Source organism: Vibrio sp. QJM3NY_27 (assembly GCF_057785955.1).
In genome coordinates, this window is record NZ_CM173511.1 from 13,265 (window position 1) to 30,962 (window position 17,698).

The 17,698-nt window shown below is 46.2% G+C and carries 12 protein-coding genes, 4 tRNA genes, 3 rRNA genes and 1 riboswitch; of the genes, 14 read left to right on the plus strand and 5 right to left on the minus strand.

Annotated elements, in window-relative coordinates; all coding sequences use genetic code 11:
- Window positions 1-2: 2 nt before the first annotated feature.
- Window positions 3-932 carry a glycine--tRNA ligase subunit alpha gene (gene glyQ / locus AC3CIA_RS00050; RefSeq protein WP_017073808.1) on the minus strand — a complete coding sequence of 310 codons (930 nt, stop codon included), beginning with the start codon at window positions 930-932 and terminating at the stop codon, window positions 3-5.
- A gap of 210 nt (window positions 933-1,142) precedes the next feature.
- A riboswitch (yybP-ykoY riboswitch) is annotated at window positions 1,143-1,319 on the plus strand.
- Between the two features lie 34 nt (window positions 1,320-1,353).
- On the opposite strand from glyQ, the gene AC3CIA_RS00055 reads away from it, so the two are divergent.
- Window positions 1,354-1,908, plus strand: coding sequence for a TMEM165/GDT1 family protein (locus tag AC3CIA_RS00055; RefSeq protein WP_017073807.1), 555 nt, complete (start codon window positions 1,354-1,356; stop codon window positions 1,906-1,908).
- 151 nt (window positions 1,909-2,059) lie between these two features.
- Complete coding sequence (locus AC3CIA_RS00060; RefSeq protein ID WP_004736676.1) at window positions 2,060-2,314, plus strand: hypothetical protein; 255 nt, start codon at window positions 2,060-2,062, stop codon at window positions 2,312-2,314.
- Window positions 2,315-2,398: 84 nt separating this feature from the next.
- Here AC3CIA_RS00060 and tusA read toward each other — a convergent pair whose 3' ends face one another.
- Entirely contained in the window at window positions 2,399-2,650 is a 252-nt protein-coding gene (gene tusA / locus AC3CIA_RS00065; protein WP_017055492.1) for a sulfurtransferase TusA, read from the minus strand.
- 149 nt (window positions 2,651-2,799) lie between these two features.
- On the opposite strand from tusA, the gene AC3CIA_RS00070 reads away from it, so the two are divergent.
- Together AC3CIA_RS00070 and AC3CIA_RS00075 are read left to right on the plus strand one after the other, a co-directional pair.
- A complete protein-coding gene (locus AC3CIA_RS00070; RefSeq protein WP_017073805.1) occupies window positions 2,800-2,985 on the plus strand; it encodes a hypothetical protein in 186 nt (61 codons plus the stop codon).
- A gap of 155 nt (window positions 2,986-3,140) precedes the next feature.
- The gene (locus tag AC3CIA_RS00075; protein WP_102552460.1) at window positions 3,141-4,082 is read left to right on the plus strand and encodes a LysR family transcriptional regulator; all 942 of its coding nucleotides are present in this window, start codon (window positions 3,141-3,143) and stop codon (window positions 4,080-4,082) included.
- Window positions 4,083-4,217: 135 nt separating this feature from the next.
- Here the strand turns inward: AC3CIA_RS00075 and acuI are convergent, their stop codons facing one another.
- The 3 genes from acuI to fadB all read right to left on the minus strand — a co-directional run bounded on the left by acuI (window position 4,218) and on the right by fadB (window position 8,802).
- A complete protein-coding gene (acuI, locus tag AC3CIA_RS00080; RefSeq protein ID WP_488518306.1) occupies window positions 4,218-5,198 on the minus strand; it encodes an acrylyl-CoA reductase (NADPH) in 981 nt (326 codons plus the stop codon).
- A 242-nt stretch (window positions 5,199-5,440) separates the two neighbouring features.
- Complete coding sequence (gene fadA, locus AC3CIA_RS00085; protein ID WP_016784138.1) at window positions 5,441-6,604, minus strand: acetyl-CoA C-acyltransferase FadA; 1,164 nt, start codon at window positions 6,602-6,604, stop codon at window positions 5,441-5,443.
- A gap of 26 nt (window positions 6,605-6,630) precedes the next feature.
- Window positions 6,631-8,802 carry a fatty acid oxidation complex subunit alpha FadB gene (fadB, locus tag AC3CIA_RS00090; RefSeq protein ID WP_488518307.1) on the minus strand — a complete coding sequence of 724 codons (2,172 nt, stop codon included), beginning with the start codon at window positions 8,800-8,802 and terminating at the stop codon, window positions 6,631-6,633.
- A gap of 227 nt (window positions 8,803-9,029) precedes the next feature.
- Between fadB and AC3CIA_RS00095 the strand changes: the two genes are divergently transcribed.
- The 10 genes from AC3CIA_RS00095 (at window position 9,030) to rrf (ending at window position 17,672) form a co-directional block, all read left to right on the plus strand.
- The gene (locus AC3CIA_RS00095; protein WP_004736669.1) at window positions 9,030-9,653 is read left to right on the plus strand and encodes a YigZ family protein; all 624 of its coding nucleotides are present in this window, start codon (window positions 9,030-9,032) and stop codon (window positions 9,651-9,653) included.
- A gap of 34 nt (window positions 9,654-9,687) precedes the next feature.
- Complete coding sequence (locus AC3CIA_RS00100; protein WP_017077285.1) at window positions 9,688-11,145, plus strand: TrkH family potassium uptake protein; 1,458 nt, start codon at window positions 9,688-9,690, stop codon at window positions 11,143-11,145.
- 10 nt (window positions 11,146-11,155) lie between these two features.
- The gene (hemG, locus tag AC3CIA_RS00105; RefSeq protein WP_054548333.1) at window positions 11,156-11,683 is read left to right on the plus strand and encodes a menaquinone-dependent protoporphyrinogen IX dehydrogenase; all 528 of its coding nucleotides are present in this window, start codon (window positions 11,156-11,158) and stop codon (window positions 11,681-11,683) included.
- 527 nt (window positions 11,684-12,210) lie between these two features.
- Window positions 12,211-13,765: ribosomal RNA gene (locus AC3CIA_RS00110) — 16S ribosomal RNA — on the plus strand.
- 123 nt (window positions 13,766-13,888) lie between these two features.
- A tRNA-Glu gene (locus AC3CIA_RS00115) sits at window positions 13,889-13,964 on the plus strand.
- Window positions 13,965-13,966: 2 nt separating this feature from the next.
- A tRNA-Lys gene (locus AC3CIA_RS00120) sits at window positions 13,967-14,042 on the plus strand.
- Window positions 14,043-14,067: 25 nt separating this feature from the next.
- Window positions 14,068-14,143 (plus strand) — tRNA-Ala (locus AC3CIA_RS00125).
- A 32-nt stretch (window positions 14,144-14,175) separates the two neighbouring features.
- Window positions 14,176-14,251, plus strand: a tRNA-Val gene (locus AC3CIA_RS00130).
- Window positions 14,252-14,565: 314 nt separating this feature from the next.
- Window positions 14,566-17,459, plus strand: a 23S ribosomal RNA gene (locus AC3CIA_RS00135).
- A gap of 97 nt (window positions 17,460-17,556) precedes the next feature.
- Window positions 17,557-17,672: ribosomal RNA gene (rrf, locus tag AC3CIA_RS00140) — 5S ribosomal RNA — on the plus strand.
- The 16S, 23S and 5S rRNA genes sit together here with 4 tRNA genes alongside, the layout of an rRNA operon.
- Window positions 17,673-17,698: the final 26 nt, after the last annotated feature.

Consider the following 17,698-nt stretch of genomic DNA (forward strand, 5'->3'; position numbering starts at 1 on the left):
GATTATTTACCTTCCTTTTTTTCTACAGAACGGCACATTGGGAAGCCAAGCGCTTCACGTGACGCGTAGTACGCTTCTGCAACAGCTTTAGTCAGGTTGCGGATGCGAAGGATGTAACGTTGGCGCTCTGTTACAGAGATAGCTTTGCGCGCATCAAGGATGTTGAATGCGTGACCTGCTTTTAGAATGCGCTCGTAAGCTGGAAGCGGCAGTGGCTTCTCAAGCTCAAGTAGCTCTTTACACTCTTTTTCGCACTGGTCAAAGAAAGTGAATAGGAAATCTACGTCTGCGTGCTCGAAGTTGTACGTTGATTGCTCAACTTCGTTTTGGTGGAAGATGTCACCGTAAGTCACGTTAGAACCGTCTGGTGCTACGTTCCATACAAGGTCGTAAACTGAGTCTACTTCTTGGATGTACATTGCTAGACGCTCGATACCGTAAGTGATCTCGCCAGTTACAGGCTTACACTCAAGGCCGCCAACTTGTTGGAAGTAAGTGAATTGAGTCACTTCCATACCGTTTAGCCATACTTCCCAACCCAGACCCCATGCGCCTAGCGTTGGGTTTTCCCAGTTGTCTTCTACGAAGCGAATATCGTGAACAAGCGGGTCGACACCAAGAACTTCAAGAGAGCCTAAGTACAACTCCTGGATGTTATCTGGAGAAGGTTTTAGAGCTACTTGGAATTGATAGTAGTGCTGCAGGCGGTTCGGGTTTTCACCGTAACGACCATCGGTCGGACGACGAGAAGGTTGAACGTATGCCGTAGACATTGGCTCTGGGCCAAGTGCACGTAGACATGTCATTGGGTGAGAGGTGCCAGCACCTACTTCCATATCTAGTGGTTGAACAATGGTACAACCGTTTTGTGCCCAGTAATCCTGCAGCGCGAGGATCATTCCCTGGAAGGTTTTGATATCGTATTTTTGCATAGTCAGGTTCGCGCGATTCTTTTAAATGAATGAGAAAAATAACCTCTGAGTATACCGAGATATTGGTAAAGCGAGTAGGGGTAATCTTGTTTAATTAGTGGTCTAAAATGTCGTTTATTGGATTTTTTTGCCTTTAATGTTTGTTTTTCGGCACAAGTGGATATTTTGATAACTTTGACACTTGTGTTTGAAAGCGTGGGTGATTAAAATCTCGCGGTCTTTGGGGAGTAGCTTACTTATTCATATCCTATTGAATGAGTTCGTCCGTCAACATAATTGATGCAAAATCATCATGGCGTTCGAGGCAACCACCACCTTTGGTGGCGCTTAGCAAGACCTTAGACAAGCATCGTGAACCGGGATGGGGCGCGAGGTTTGTCTTTGGTTAAATATAATAATCTCCGTCCCAAATGAGCATGTCGTGAGCGTTTTAGCAATTTCAATTACAACTGTCGCCTTAGCCGAGATCGGTGATAAGACTCAGTTGTTATCCCTTTTATTAGCCAGTCGATATCGAAAACCGATACCGATTATTGCCGCTATCTTCTTTGCCACTATTGCCAATCATGCCCTTGCTGCATGGCTCGGTGTTGTGGTCGCGGATTACTTATCTCCTGAAGTGTTGAAATGGGTGCTGGTGGTCAGTTTTATCGCTATGGCGGGCTGGATTCTTATTCCGGATAAACTGGACGATGATGAAGCCATCTCTAACCGTGGTCCGTTTGTCGCCAGTTTTATTGCTTTCTTTATTGCTGAGATTGGCGATAAGACTCAGATTGCGACCTCCATTCTAGGGGCTCAATATTCTGATGCATTAACGTGGGTGATTCTGGGTACTACCATTGGTATGTTGCTGGCGAATGTGCCAGTGGTGATCATTGGTAAGTTATCGGCAGATAAGATGCCTCTTGATCTGATTCGCAAGATCACCGCCTTGTTATTCGTAGGTTTGGCTATCGCAGCGGCTTTCTATTAAGCGGCGGTATTGAGTCTTATTATATTCATCCAGTAGAGTAATGTGTTGTAGGTCATACTCTTACAGTATTGTGGGGTTTATCGAGCGAATGGACATATAACTGTCATACTTGTCATGATATTTTAATCTTGTGAGTTAAAAACACGAGGGCATGATTATGTTGACGCGTTATATGGGTATTACTCCACAAAGCCAAAGTTATCTGTTTACCTTTGGTCTTGCACTTACACTATTAGGTATGGTGTTGACGGATATGTGGCTACCAATGGTGGCTGGTTCGATGATCATGACCGGGCTTGCAGTAGAAGCCTGGATTCGGGTCGCGCATATTATTCCTATGCGCAAAGATATCCGAGAAATTCAGCATCAGCTTGAGCATCTGCAAAACAAGTCTAGAAACGAATAAACAAAAAGCCGCTCGTACTCTGAGTTCTGTTTAAGAACATAAGGTACGAGCGGCTTTTTTGATGCTTGATATTTAGGTGAGGCGTTATGCCTCCAACCCTTTTCTTATCAAATATTGGTAAGGCAAAGCTTCAGTCGCTTGGCCGACTAACTGATGATCCATAAAACGACAAAAGCTCGGAATATCACGAGTTGTCGAAGGGTCGTCAGCTTTTACCAGTAACACATCGCCATCCTGCATGTTTCTAATTGTCTTCCTGACCATCATTACTGGTTCTGGGCAACGCAGGCCTTCAGCTTCTAAAGTATGGGTTGCCAGTTCAGGTTTGAATGTCATGGTTTGTATCTCTATATCTATCTAACGAGTGAATAATACGTCTGCAGAAAAAATATGCAATAAGTGCTTGGCAAGTGGAGTCATTTCCTATAACTTAATTAACAAGTTGATAACAACTTGAAACAAAGGCAACTAGCTAAGGAGTGGCGATGTTGACAGGATTAGATAGATTAACAATTTATTCAGTTCTCTGTTTTATTTCTTTTTGTGCGTTAGTACTACGCTCATCGACAGAGACCTCACTGATGCCAATATTTGGCATAATAGCAACGATTATTGGTATTTGGGTAGAGATGCGCCGTTGGCAAGGCATAGCCGAAGAGCAAGAACACTAACCCGAATACAACAGCGAATTCCGATACGACAACATTCCGACACTATCCCCAAATTTTCTTGGGCTTCCCCGCGTAATTGCGGGATTTTTTTTATCTAAAGCATGCTATAAACAACGTAGTGATCAATGACAATTGTATACAGCTAGGTAAGTGGCGTGGAATTAGAAGACATCTATCGTAGAGACCTTAATTTATTGGTCGCCTTAAAGGTATTGATTGAAGAAGGCAGTGTTAGTCAGGCTGCGATTCGGCTTAACTTAAGCCAATCAGCAACCAGCCGTGTATTGGGACGACTTCGAGAGTTACTAAATGACCCTCTGTTTACACGCCAAGGTCAGCATCTTATTCCCACCAAGAAAGCACTCGAAATCAGTCAACGTATTGATCAACCTTTAGAGTCATTCCGCCAACTGCTTAGCCCGAGTGATTTTGACCCTTACTATTGCAGTGAGCGTTTTCTGATCGCAACCACCGACTACGCGATGCAAACCATCTTGCCGTATGCGTTACCTAAGATTTACGAGCAAGCGCCTAATATTTCTTTGGAATTTGCGCCGCTGCAGCATGAGCATTTGTTTAAGCAACTCAGCACCGAACGTGTCGATATGGCTATTTGTCGCCCGAGTGGCAGCATCGCACCACTTCATCAAGAAGTATTGGGGCCGGTCGGTGTGTCGTGTTTGTTATCTAAAAATCACCCTTTAGCCGATCGATCGTTAAGTCTTGAAGATTATGTTTCTTTACCTCACGCGATGATTGCGATCAGTGATGGTGTTAAGGCTTTACTCGATAACGCTTTAGCTAATCAACAGCCTCGCAAAATGGTGCTGCGTGCTTATCACCTTGAAGCGGCATTGGCGATTGTCGATAGAATGCCGTTGGTGATCACTGTGCCTGCTGATTTGGCTTACTTGGTGGCTGAGCGTTATGACTTAGTCGTTAAACCGCTGCCATTCGAGTTTATGCCGTTTGATTACTCATTGATTTGGCACTCACGTTGCGATTCTTCAGCTTCGCAACAATGGTTAAGAAGAGTGGTAAAAGAGGAGTGTGGCGAATTGATTCAAAAGCGTATTGCGGATGTTGGCTTAGGTTAACTGAGGTCTAGCTTTGGTTTACTCGATCCTAATGACAAAAACACAAAAGGGCTGATTACTATCAGCCCTTTGTTATTTTGGGTTATCCAAATCTAAAGCTGTTGCTTAAGGTTTGATAACTTTATGTTTGAGAATCTATAGTTTAATGACTACGCGACCAGTGATTTGACCGTTAGTGATGTCTTCTGCTGCTTGAATTGCACCGTCTAAAGACACTTCTTTGCTTGCTTGCGCGTAGAAAGATTCAGGTAGCAATTCCGCTAGTTGTTCCCACGCTTTAATACGTTTTTCACGAGGGCACATTACCGAGTCCACACCTTGTAGGCGAACGTTACGTAGAATGAATGGCATTACCGTGGTTGGTAAGTCAAAACCGCCTGCTAGACCACACATTGCAACCGCACCGTTGTAATCAATTTGCGCCAATACTTTTGCAAGTACTTTGCTACCTACAGTATCGATAGCACCAGCCCACAGTTGTTTCTCAAGTGGCTTCGCCGGTTCTTCTAGTTCAGCACGCTCTACAATACGTGTTGCGCCTAGTGATTTTAATAGCTCGCCATTTGCAGAAGCACGACCAGTCACAGCTGCGACTTTGTAGCCCAGTTGGTTTAGTAGAGTGATAGACACGCTGCCTACGCCGCCACTTGCACCTGTTACTAGGATTTCACCGTCTTCTGGTTTGATGCCAGCATCTACAATAGCTTGAACACAAAGCATTGCTGTAAAGCCTGCTGTACCAATAGCCATTACTTTTTTAGCGTCTAGACCTGATGGCATTGGCACTAACCAATCACCGTTTAGGCTTGCTTTCTCCGCCATGCCGCCCCAGTGGCCTTCACCAACACCCCAGCCAGTTAGAACAACTTCGTCGCCCGCTTTGTAGCGTGGGTCTTCAGATTGTGAAACCACACCAGAAAGGTCGATACCAGGAACCATAGGAAAGTTACGAACAATGCGTCCTTTACCTGTAATCGCCAAACCATCTTTGTAGTTCAAAGAAGAGTAACTTACATCAACCTTCACGTTACCTTCTGGTAATTGAGACTCATCAATTTGAGAAACTGACGCGATAGTTTTTTTGTCTTCTTGGTTTAGTACAAGTGCTTTAAACATGATCTGCTCCGTGGGAGGAATATTAGGAAACTGAAGTAACTTTAGTTGAATCACCGAAGAAAAAATAATGAAACATCAACATTGAGTCTATGCATTTTGTGCATAGATGTGGGTGGCGCTTTTTCTCTTGCTAAGTTCGCTGAACGAATCGATACATTATTGGACGCCGAACAATAAAAAGTGCAGCTATATAAATATAGCTGCACAAAATATTACCCTACAAGTATTACAATCAACGAGCGCTATGGGCGTTCAAATACCGTTGCAATACCTTGGCCTAAACCAATACACATGGTTGCTAAGCCGTATTTCACGTCTTGTGCTTCCATTAGGTTAATCAGGGTTGTTGAGATACGAGAGCCAGAACAGCCTAGTGGGTGACCCAGTGCAATGGCACCACCGTTAAGGTTTACTTTCTCGTCAACCACATCCAGTAGACCTAGATCTTTCGCACATGGAAGAGATTGAGCAGCGAATGCTTCATTCAACTCAATAACACCCATATCTTCAATCGTTAAGCCTGCACGTTTCAGTGCTTTCTTGGTTGCTGGTACTGGGCCGTAACCCATGATAGAAGGGTCGCAACCTGCAATAGCCATAGACTTCACGCGAGCACGAATCTTAAGGCCAAGCGCGTTGGCTTTTTCTTCACTCATGATCAACATTGCAGAAGCGCCATCAGACAGTGCTGATGAAGTACCTGCTGTTACCGTACCATTTGCTGGATCGAATACTGGGCGAAGCTGAGACAGGCCTTCTACAGTAGTTTCAGGGCGAATTACTTCATCATAATCCAGAGTGAACAGTGAACCGTCTGCCGCGTGAGCTTCTGTTGGTAGGATTTCATTCTTGAAACGACCTTCAACCGTTGCCGCTTGAGCTCTAGCGTGTGAGCGTGCTGCGAATGCATCTTGATCTTCACGGCTAATACCGTGCATTTTACCAAGCATCTCAGCCGTTAGGCCCATCATTCCTGCTGCTTTTGCTACGTGCTTAGACATGCCTGGGTGGAAATCAACACCGTGGTTCATTGGCACGTGGCCCATGTGTTCTACACCACCGATCAGGCAGATTTCAGCATCGCCAACCATGATAGAGCGGGTTGCATCATGCAGAGCTTGCATAGATGAGCCACATAAACGGTTGACCGTTACCGCACCAATCTCAATCGGGAGACCAGCAAGCAAAGCAGCGTTACGTGCGACGTTGAAGCCTTGCTCTAGCGTTTGTTGTACACAACCCCAGTAAATGTCTTCAATTTCGACAGGGTTTACTTCTGGGTTGCGCTCTAAAATGCCTTTCATCAAATGTGCTGACAAATCTTCAGCACGAGTGTGACGGAAAGCTCCACCTTTGGAACGTCCCATTGGGGTGCGAAGGCAATCAACAACAACTACATTATTCATTTTGCTATTCCTTTTCCAAGAGTGGGTTACAGAGAACTGGCTTGTTGACCGTCGTAAAAGCTTTCGCCTTTCGCTGCCATATCAAGCAATAGTTGAGGAACTTGGTACATTGCACCTAAGTCTTGGTAGTTCTTCGCCATTTCAACGAAGTTACCAATACCCACACTGTCTAAGTAGCGGAATACGCCGCCTCTGAATGGAGGGAAGCCTAAACCGTAAACCAGTGCCATATCCGCTTCTTGCGGTGTAGCAATGATGCCTTCTTCTAAACAAAGCACCACTTCGTTGATCATTGGAATCATCACACGCTGGATAATGGTCTGGTCATCAAAGTCTTGTGGCTGTTGGCATACATCAGCCAGGATAGGAAGAATGTCTTCTGAGAAGGTCTTTTTAGGACGACCGCGTTTGTCTACGCTGTATGTGTAGAAACCACTACCGTTCTTCTGACCGTATTTTTCAGCGATGTAAAGCGCGTCAATCGCATCACGGCCTTCTTTACCCATACGCTCAGGGAAACCTTGCGCCATTACTGCTTGTGCATGGTGTGCTGTGTCTAAACCAACAACGTCGAGCAGGTACGCAGGGCCCATTGGCCAACCGAACTTACGTTCCATGACTTTATCTATTTTAGTGAAGTCAGCACCGTCGCGTAGCAACATGCTGAAACCGCCAAAGTAAGGGAAAAGTACACGGTTTACGAAGAAGCCAGGGCAGTCATTAACAACGATTGGGGATTTACCCATTTTGGCTGCGTAGGCAACTACGCGATTAATGGTTTCTTCTGAAGTATGCTCGCCACGGATGATCTCAACCAAAGGCATGCGGTGTACTGGGTTAAAGAAGTGCATGCCACAGAAGTTTTCTGGGCGCTTTAAAGATTTCGCCAACAGGTTGATCGGAATCGTTGAGGTATTTGATGTTAGAACCGTGTCTTCACCAACTAGGCCTTCAACTTCACTCAGTACTGCTGCTTTTACTTTCGGGTTTTCTACAACCGCTTCCACAATCACATCAGATTGTTCAACACCAGCATAATGCAAGCTTGGAGTAATAGAAGACAGAATACCTGCCATCTTGAATCCATCTAGGCGACCGCGTGATAAACGTTTATTCAATAGCTTAGATGCTTCGTTCATACCAAGATCAAGAGACGCCTGTGCGATGTCTTTCATCATCACTGGCACGCCTTTCAGCGCAGATTGGTAAGCAATACCGCCACCCATGATGCCAGCACCGAGTACGGCAGCACGCTCAGTTGCTTTATTTGCAGATTTACCAGCCTGTTTTGCTAAGCCTTTAATGTATTGGTCATTAAGGAATAAGCCAACAAGAGCTTTTGCTTCTTCTGATTTCGCTAGTTTAACGAAGTGTTTACGTTCGATGTCTAATGCCGCATCGCGATCGCTACGTGCTGCTTCTTCAATAGCAATCACAGAAGTAATCGGAGCTGGGTAGTGAGGCCCTGCTTTTTGAGCCACTAAGCTCTTAGCCATGGTAAAGCTCATCATCGCTTCTAGTTTGCTTAGTGAAAGCGCTGACGTTTTTTGTTTGCGGCGTAGCTGCCAATCAAGTTTCTCATTGGCTGCCAAAGAAACCGTGTTGATCGCTGATTCTAGTAGTTGGTCTGTTTCAACAATCGCATCTAACAAGCCAACTTTAAGCGCTTCATCTGCACGGCATGCTTTGCCTTGAGTGATAATTTCCATCGCGCTGTCAGCACCGATAACACGAGGTAGGCGCACACAACCACCAAAACCAGGCATGATGCCAAGTTTGGTTTCTGGTAGACCTATGCTGGTGGTCTTGTCACCGATACGGAAATCGGTAGCGAGTACACATTCACAGCCGCCGCCAAGGGCATGGCCACGCATCATTGAAAGAGTTGGGACAGGAAGGTCTTCGAGCTTGCTGAAGATTGAATTAGCGAATCTTAACCATTCATCAAGTTCTGCTTCTGGCTTAGCAAATAGGCCAAGAAATTCAGTGATGTCTGCGCCCACAATGAACGCGTCTTTGTTTGAAGTTAAGATTAAACCACGTAATCCTGCGTGAGCATTAAGAGCATCTAACGCTTTATCTAGTGATTCTAAAGTTGCAAGGTCGAGTTTGTTTACAGATGCCGGTGCACAGAAGTTTAATTCCGCAATACCATCTTGTAATTCCTTTACCTGTAGGGTGTTAGCTTGGTAAATCATTGTCTATCTCCATGACATACAATCCACGATTGTTTGAGAGAATCTTGTTATCTTTCTATTATTGTAGAGCACCTGGTAAGACCAGTTGTTCTAGTCTGTACCTCTGTTTGATTAATTTCAATACATTTTTTAAACAATTGTTTAACATTGTGCGACAGCACAGATCCTCTAACCCTTATTATTCACGCGTGATACACTTCGCCGCTCTTAATAATTAAGTTAACGATATGAATGAACAGCCCTATTTAATACCGTCAGCGTCGGCTTTATTTGAAGAAGAGATAAAAAAGAGCGTTTTTATTACTCATCTTGCTCATACTCCAAGTGTAGAAGCTGCTAAGCAGTTCGTTGAACAGGTAAAAAAAGAGCATTCTTCAGCGCGACATAACTGTTGGGGCTTTGCTGCAGGACGACCTGAAGACTCGATGAAGTGGGGCTTTAGTGATGATGGCGAACCCTCGGGTACTGCTGGAAAGCCTATCTTGGCGCAACTGTCTGGTTCGGGTGTTGGCGAGTTAACGGCTGTAGTCACTCGCTATTCAGGCGGAATCAAGCTCGGTACTGGTGGTTTAGTTAAGGCTTATGGTGGTGGAGTACAACAAGCTCTCAAGCTGCTTCAAACTATCGAGAAAAAAATAACCACAAAATTACGGCTAGAGTTAGACTATGGCTTTGTGCCGATTGCACAATCCATCATGGCTCAGCATCAGGCTGTTGAAGTCCAAGCGGATTATGGTGTTCAAGTTGAGCTTATTATTGAAATAGAGCTCCTTCAGGTAGATTCGTTTACCCAAACCATGATCAATAAAAGCGGTGCTAAGGCACTGGTAACGAAAGTCAAAGACAACTAGGAAGTGTGAAGCATTTCGCTTCGTTCAATAGCTCATGCAATTTCGCTCAATTATTCGAATCGTCGGATTATTATTAGCACTTTTTAGTGTATCAATGCTCGCACCTGCGCTCGTCGCTCTGATCTATCGAGATGGTGCGGGTGTGCCATTTGTGACGACCTTTTTTGTTCTCTTATTCTGCGGAGCAACCTGCTGGTTTCCAAACCGACGTTATAAGCATGAATTGAAAGCGCGTGATGGCTTCTTGATTGTTGTTTTATTCTGGACGGTAATCGGTAGTGCTGGTGCGCTGCCGTTTTTGATCGCCGATAACCCCAATGTGTCGGTAACCGATGCTTTCTTCGAATCCTTCTCTGCATTAACAACCACGGGCGCGACCGTTATTGTTGGCCTCGATGATCTGCCTAAGGCGATTCTGTTTTACCGCCAGTTCCTGCAATGGTTTGGTGGTATGGGTATCATCGTACTGGCGGTAGCCATCCTTCCGGTTCTGGGCATCGGTGGTATGCAGCTATATCGTGCAGAAATCCCGGGCCCTGTAAAAGACAGTAAGATGACTCCGCGTATTGCTGAAACGGCAAAAGCGCTTTGGTACATCTATCTGAGTCTAACGATTGCTTGTGCGGTGGCGTTTTGGCTTGCAGGTATGAGCTTCTTTGATGCTATCAGTCATAGCTTCTCTACTATTGCGATTGGTGGCTTCTCGACTCACGATGCGAGTATGGGTTATTTCAACAGTCCGGCTATCAACATGATTACGGTCGTGTTCCTTCTTATCTCTGCGTGTAACTATTCGCTTCACTTTGCTGCATTTGCTTCGGGTGGTGTGCATCCTAAGTATTATTGGAAAGATCCTGAATTCCGCGCCTTTATCTTTATTCAAGCAGTCTTGTTCTTAGTTTGTTTCTTATTACTGCTTAATCACCACTCTTATGACTCGTATTACGATGCTTTTGATCAAGCCTTGTTCCAAACGGTATCTATATCAACAACCGCAGGCTTCACCACCACAGGTTTCTCTGAGTGGCCGTTATTCTTACCTGTGCTGCTTCTGTTCTCTTCTTTTATAGGTGGCTGTGCAGGTTCAACGGGCGGTGGTATGAAAGTCATTCGAATATTATTGCTTACTCTGCAAGGTGCTCGTGAAATGAAGCGTCTTGTTCACCCGCGTGCTGTCTATACCATCAAGGTTGGCGGTTCTGCGTTACCACAACGTGTTGTTGATGCGGTTTGGGGCTTCTTCTCTGCATACGCATTGGTTTTTGTGGTTTGTATGTTGGCTCTTATTGCTACTGGGATGGATGAGCTAAGTGCTTTCTCTGCCGTAGCGGCAACATTGAATAACCTTGGCCCGGGCTTAGGTGAAGTGGCAATGCACTTCGGCGATGTGAATGATAAGGCTAAATGGGTGTTGATCGTATCTATGCTGTTTGGTCGTTTAGAGATATTCACCTTATTAATTTTATTGACCCCTACGTTTTGGCGTAGCTAAGGACAACATTGTGGCAAAAGCTCTATTTTTGTATTCAAGCCGTGAAGGGCAAACCAAGAAGATCTTGAACTATATAAAAGAAGAAATGAATGAGTTCGAATGTGAGCTTCAAGATCTGCACACTATTAGTAATGTCGACTTTGCTCAATACGACAGAGTGTTGATTGGTGCATCTATTCGTTATGGCCATCTTAATAAGAAGCTATATCAGTTCATTGATGCCAACCTTGCTCAGTTGCAATCCAATAAGGTTGCCTTCTTCTGCGTTAACTTAACGGCTCGTAAAGAAGACCAAGGCAAAGACACCCCTGAAGGTAGTGCCTATATTAAGAAGTTTCTTCTTAAGTCACCATGGCAGCCGACTCTAATCGGTGTATTCGCTGGTGCCCTCTATTACCCACGTTATAACTGGTTCGATAAAACCATGATTCGCTTCATTATGAATATGACAGGTGGCGAAACGGATACAACCAAGGAAGTCGAGTACACAAACTGGGAAAAAGTTTCTTTATTCTCTAAGAAACTGCAAGAGATGTAAGAGAAAAGCCTACTTTTGAGGCGTTTTGTGCTCTTTTTAATCGAACGAATAAAAAAACGAGAAAAACTTTAAAAAGGGCTTGCCAGTGTGATCGAAATCTCTATAATGCGACCTCGTTGAAACGGGAAGGCTTCGTAAGAAACCAAAACGAATCAGCAGGTCAAATTAGCCAAGCTAAGCGCTTGAAAAAAGTTTTGAAAATAGTGGTTGACACTAAAACTTAAATCGCTAAAATGGCCGTCCGATTTGAGCGAAGCTCAAAAAGGAAAAGCTCTTTAACAATTTAAACCTATCAATCTGTGTGGGCACTCGTTGATGAATATCAAAACGTTATTACTTAGGTAATAGCAGTTACTTCGGTAACAAAATTGATTTCAATGAACTGAGTGACCAATACGTTTAACGACTTTCTCTTGTAGAAAGAAATTATTCGGCACAGTCAATTCATTACCATTCTGTTGGAATGGTAATAGCTTTAAAATTACATAGTAGTTTTGAAGTCAGTATTCGTTGAGTCACAAAATCTTAAATTGAAGAGTTTGATCATGGCTCAGATTGAACGCTGGCGGCAGGCCTAACACATGCAAGTCGAGCGGAAACGACACTAACAATCCTTCGGGTGCGTTAATGGGCGTCGAGCGGCGGACGGGTGAGTAATGCCTAGGAAATTGCCTTGATGTGGGGGATAACCATTGGAAACGATGGCTAATACCGCATAATGCCTACGGGCCAAAGAGGGGGACCTTCGGGCCTCTCGCGTCAAGATATGCCTAGGTGGGATTAGCTAGTTGGTGAGGTAATGGCTCACCAAGGCGACGATCCCTAGCTGGTCTGAGAGGATGATCAGCCACACTGGAACTGAGACACGGTCCAGACTCCTACGGGAGGCAGCAGTGGGGAATATTGCACAATGGGCGAAAGCCTGATGCAGCCATGCCGCGTGTATGAAGAAGGCCTTCGGGTTGTAAAGTACTTTCAGTTGTGAGGAAGGGTGTGTAGTTAATAGCTGCATATCTTGACGTTAGCAACAGAAGAAGCACCGGCTAACTCCGTGCCAGCAGCCGCGGTAATACGGAGGGTGCGAGCGTTAATCGGAATTACTGGGCGTAAAGCGCATGCAGGTGGTTCATTAAGTCAGATGTGAAAGCCCGGGGCTCAACCTCGGAACTGCATTTGAAACTGGTGAACTAGAGTGCTGTAGAGGGGGGTAGAATTTCAGGTGTAGCGGTGAAATGCGTAGAGATCTGAAGGAATACCAGTGGCGAAGGCGGCCCCCTGGACAGACACTGACACTCAGATGCGAAAGCGTGGGGAGCAAACAGGATTAGATACCCTGGTAGTCCACGCCGTAAACGATGTCTACTTGGAGGTTGTGGCCTTGAGCCGTGGCTTTCGGAGCTAACGCGTTAAGTAGACCGCCTGGGGAGTACGGTCGCAAGATTAAAACTCAAATGAATTGACGGGGGCCCGCACAAGCGGTGGAGCATGTGGTTTAATTCGATGCAACGCGAAGAACCTTACCTACTCTTGACATCCAGAGAAGCCAGCGGAGACGCAGGTGTGCCTTCGGGAACTCTGAGACAGGTGCTGCATGGCTGTCGTCAGCTCGTGTTGTGAAATGTTGGGTTAAGTCCCGCAACGAGCGCAACCCTTATCCTTGTTTGCCAGCGAGTAATGTCGGGAACTCCAGGGAGACTGCCGGTGATAAACCGGAGGAAGGTGGGGACGACGTCAAGTCATCATGGCCCTTACGAGTAGGGCTACACACGTGCTACAATGGCGCATACAGAGGGCAGCAAGCTAGCGATAGTGAGCGAATCCCAAAAAGTGCGTCGTAGTCCGGATTGGAGTCTGCAACTCGACTCCATGAAGTCGGAATCGCTAGTAATCGTGAATCAGAATGTCACGGTGAATACGTTCCCGGGCCTTGTACACACCGCCCGTCACACCATGGGAGTGGGCTGCAAAAGAAGTGGGTAGTTTAACCTTTCGGGGAGGACGCTCACCACTTTGTGGTTCATGACTGGGGTGAAGTCGTAACAAGGTAGCCCTAGGGGAACCTGGGGCTGGATCACCTCCTTATACGAAGATACTTACGATGAGTGTCCACACAGATTGATTAGGTTTAGAAAAGCAAAGAGAAGAAGAACCCCCAAGGTTCTTCGAAGTTTGTTTCTACTTTTAAAGTTGAGATAAATTAGCAGTGTCCCGTTCGTCTAGAGGCCTAGGACACCGCCCTTTCACGGCGGTAACAGGGGTTCGACTCCCCTACGGGATACCATTGGGTCGTTAGCTCAGTTGGTAGAGCAGTTGACTTTTAATCAATTGGTCGCAGGTTCGAATCCTGCACGACCCACCATTTCCTCCCAAGGAAATAAAAATATGGGGCTATAGCTCAGCTGGGAGAGCGCCTGCCTTGCACGCAGGAGGTCTGCGGTTCGATCCCGCATAGCTCCACCATTCTTTCTCCATGAAGGAATTAAAACTATCATGGGCGATTAGCTCAGTTGGGAGAGCACCTGCCTTACAAGCAGGGGGTCACTGGTTCGAGCCCGGTATCGCCCACCATCTTTAAGCATTCTCGTAAGAGAGTATTTAAAAATGGTTTTGAAAGTTTAAAACTTGAAAAACTCTTGCTCTTTAACAATTTGGAAAGCTGACTGATTGATTACTTACGAGTAATTCAATCAAATTTAAAAGTTCTCAATGTTTATCTTTCATTAGATAAACACAACAAATACATTCAAGTGTCTTGTATTCGAATCAATGTTTACATTGATTCATAATTGAGTCCGGCAAACAGTCATTCAGAATTAACCCTTCTTGATGACAACCAAAAACCTTGGTTAGTTGCCATACACTAAGACCCTTTCGGGTTGTATGGTTAAGTGACTAAGCGTACACGGTGGATGCCTTGGCAGTCAGAGGCGATGAAAGGCGTAATAACTTGCGATAAGCCCAGATTAGGTAGTAATAACCTTTTGAGTCTGGGATTCCTGAATGGGGAAACCCACTTGCATAAGCAAGTATCCTGTTGTGAATACATAGCAACAGGAGGCAAACCGGGGGAACTGAAACATCTAAGTACCCCGAGGAAGAGAAATCAACCGAGATTCCGAAAGTAGCGGCGAGCGAAATTGGATTAGCCCTTAAGCTTTTAATGAGACAGACGAAGGCTCTGGAAAGTGCCGCAGTAAAGGGTGATAGCCCCGTAGTCGACATCTCATAATCAGTGAAAACGAGTAGGGCGGGACACGTGATATCCTGTCTGAATATGGGGGGACCATCCTCCAAGGCTAAATACTACTGACTGACCGATAGTGAACCAGTACCGTGAGGGAAAGGCGAAAAGAACCCCTGTGAGGGGAGTGAAATAGAACCTGAAACCGTGTACGTACAAGCAGTAGGAGCACCTTCGTGGTGTGACTGCGTACCTTTTGTATAATGGGTCAGCGACTTAATTTTAGTAGCAAGGTTAACCGTTTAGGGGAGCCGTAGGGAAACCGAGTCTTAACTGGGCGTACAGTTGCTAGGATTAGACCCGAAACCAGGTGATCTAGCCATGGGCAGGTTGAAGGTTGAGTAACATCAACTGGAGGACCGAACCGACTAATGTTGAAAAATTAGCGGATGACTTGTGGCTAGGGGTGAAAGGCCAATCAAACCTGGAGATAGCTGGTTCTCCCCGAAAGCTATTTAGGTAGCGCCTCGGACGAATACTACTGGGGGTAGAGCACTGTTAAGGCTAGGGGGTCATCCCGACTTACCAACCCTTTGCAAACTCCGAATACCAGTAAGTACTATCCGGGAGACACACGGCGGGTGCTAACGTCCGTCGTGGAGAGGGAAACAACCCAGACCGCCAGCTAAGGTCCCAAAGTATAGCTAAGTGGGAAACGATGTGGGAAGGCTCAGACAGCCAGGATGTTGGCTTAGAAGCAGCCATCATTTAAAGAAAGCGTAATAGCTCACTGGTCGAGTCGGCCTGCGCGGAAGATGTAACGGGGCTAAGCTATACACCGAAGCTGCGGCTACGTACCTTAGGGTATGTGGGGTAGGGGAGCGTTCTGTAAGCCGTTGAAGGTGTGCTGTAAGGCATGCTGGAGGTATCAGAAGTGCGAATGCTGACATGAGTAACGATAAAGGGAGTGAAAAACTCCCTCGCCGGAAGACCAAGGGTTCCTGTCCAACGTTAATCGGGGCAGGGTAAGTCGACTCCTAAGGCGAGGCCGAAAGGCGTAGTCGATGGGAAACGGGTTAATATTCCCGTACTTCTTACAATTGCGATGGGGGGACGGAGAAGGCTAGGTGGGCCTGGCGACGGTTGTCCAGGTTCAAGTATGTAGGCGGAAAGTTTAGGTAAATCCGGACTTTCATTAACGCTGAGATACGATGTCGAGCTACTACGGTAGTGAAGTCATTGATGCCATGCTTCCAGGAAAAGCCTCTAAGCTTCAGATTGTAAGGAATCGTACCCCAAACCGACACAGGTGGTCGGGTAGAGAATACCAAGGCGCTTGAGAGAACTCGGGTGAAGGAACTAGGCAAAATGGTACCGTAACTTCGGGAGAAGGTACGCTCTTATCAGTGAAGTCCCTTGCGGATGGAGCAGACGAGAGTCGCAGATACCAGGTGGCTGCAACTGTTTATTAAAAACACAGCACTGTGCAAAATCGTAAGATGACGTATACGGTGTGACGCCTGCCCGGTGCCGGAAGGTTAATTGATGGGGTTAGACTTCGGTCGAAGCTCTTGATCGAAGCCCCGGTAAACGGCGGCCGTAACTATAACGGTCCTAAGGTAGCGAAATTCCTTGTCGGGTAAGTTCCGACCTGCACGAATGGCGTAATGATGGCCACGCTGTCTCCACCCGAGACTCAGTGAAATTGAAATCGCTGTGAAGATGCAGTGTACCCGCGGCTAGACGGAAAGACCCCGTGAACCTTTACTACAGCTTGGCACTGAACATTGAACCTACATGTGTAGGATAGGTGGGAGACTATGAAATTGCGTCGCTAGATGTGATGGAGTCGTCCTTGAAATACCACCCTTGTAGTTTTGATGTTCTAACGTTGGTCCCTGAATCGGGATTACGGACAGTGCCTGGTGGGTAGTTTGACTGGGGCGGTCTCCTCCCAAAGAGTAACGGAGGAGCACGAAGGTGGGCTAAACACGGTTGGACATCGTGTGGTTAGTGCAATGGCATAAGCCCGCTTGACTGCGAGAATGACAATTCGAGCAGGTGCGAAAGCAGGTCATAGTGATCCGGTGGTTCTGAATGGAAGGGCCATCGCTCAACGGATAAAAGGTACTCCGGGGATAACAGGCTGATACCGCCCAAGAGTTCATATCGACGGCGGTGTTTGGCACCTCGATGTCGGCTCATCACATCCTGGGGCTGAAGTCGGTCCCAAGGGTATGGCTGTTCGCCATTTAAAGTGGTACGCGAGCTGGGTTTAGAACGTCGTGAGACAGTTCGGTCCCTATCTGCCGTGGGCGTTGGAAAATTGAAAGGGGCTGCTCCTAGTACGAGAGGACCGGAGTGGACGAACCTCTGGTGTTCGGGTTGTCATGCCAATGGCATTGCCCGGTAGCTAAGTTCGGAATCGATAACCGCTGAAAGCATCTAAGCGGGAAGCGAGCCTTGAGATGAGTTTTCCCTGGCACTATAAGTGTCCTAAAGGGTTGTCGTAGACTACGACGTTGATAGGCAGGGTGTGTAAGTGCTGCGAGGCATTGAGCTAACCTGTACTAATTGCCCGTGAGGCTTAACCATACAACACCCAAGGGGTTTTGTGGACTCAGATGTACCAGACCTTGAATGCGTTTGAAGAGATAGACTTTTAAATCAGTTTTCCGAATTTTAAAATTTGCTTGGCGACCATAGCATTGTGGACCCACCTGATTCCATGCCGAACTCAGAAGTGAAACACAATAGCGCCGATGGTAGTGTGGGGTTTCCCCATGTGAGAGTAGGACATCGCCAGGCTTTAAATATCGTTACCTGTGTATACA

Bases quoted from the DNA above. Each gene is read 5' to 3' on its own strand.
- glyQ (WP_017073808.1), bottom strand. From the start codon at position 932: ATGCAAAAATACGATATCAAAACCTTCCAGGGAATGATCCTCGCGCTG.
- AC3CIA_RS00060 (WP_004736676.1), top strand. From the start codon at position 2,060: ATGATTATGTTGACGCGTTATATGGGTATTACTCCACAAAGCCAAAGT.
- tusA (WP_017055492.1), bottom strand. From the start codon at position 2,650: ATGACATTCAAACCTGAACTGGCAACCCATACTTTAGAAGCTGAAGGC.
- AC3CIA_RS00070 (WP_017073805.1), top strand. From the start codon at position 2,800: ATGTTGACAGGATTAGATAGATTAACAATTTATTCAGTTCTCTGTTTT.
- acuI (WP_488518306.1), bottom strand. From the start codon at position 5,198: ATGTTTAAAGCACTTGTACTAAACCAAGAAGACAAAAAAACTATCGCG.
- fadA (WP_016784138.1), bottom strand. From the start codon at position 6,604: ATGAATAATGTAGTTGTTGTTGATTGCCTTCGCACCCCAATGGGACGT.
- fadB (WP_488518307.1), bottom strand. From the start codon at position 8,802: ATGATTTACCAAGCTAACACCCTACAGGTAAAGGAATTACAAGATGGT.
- AC3CIA_RS00095 (WP_004736669.1), top strand. From the start codon at position 9,030: ATGAATGAACAGCCCTATTTAATACCGTCAGCGTCGGCTTTATTTGAA.
- AC3CIA_RS00100 (WP_017077285.1), top strand. From the start codon at position 9,688: ATGCAATTTCGCTCAATTATTCGAATCGTCGGATTATTATTAGCACTT.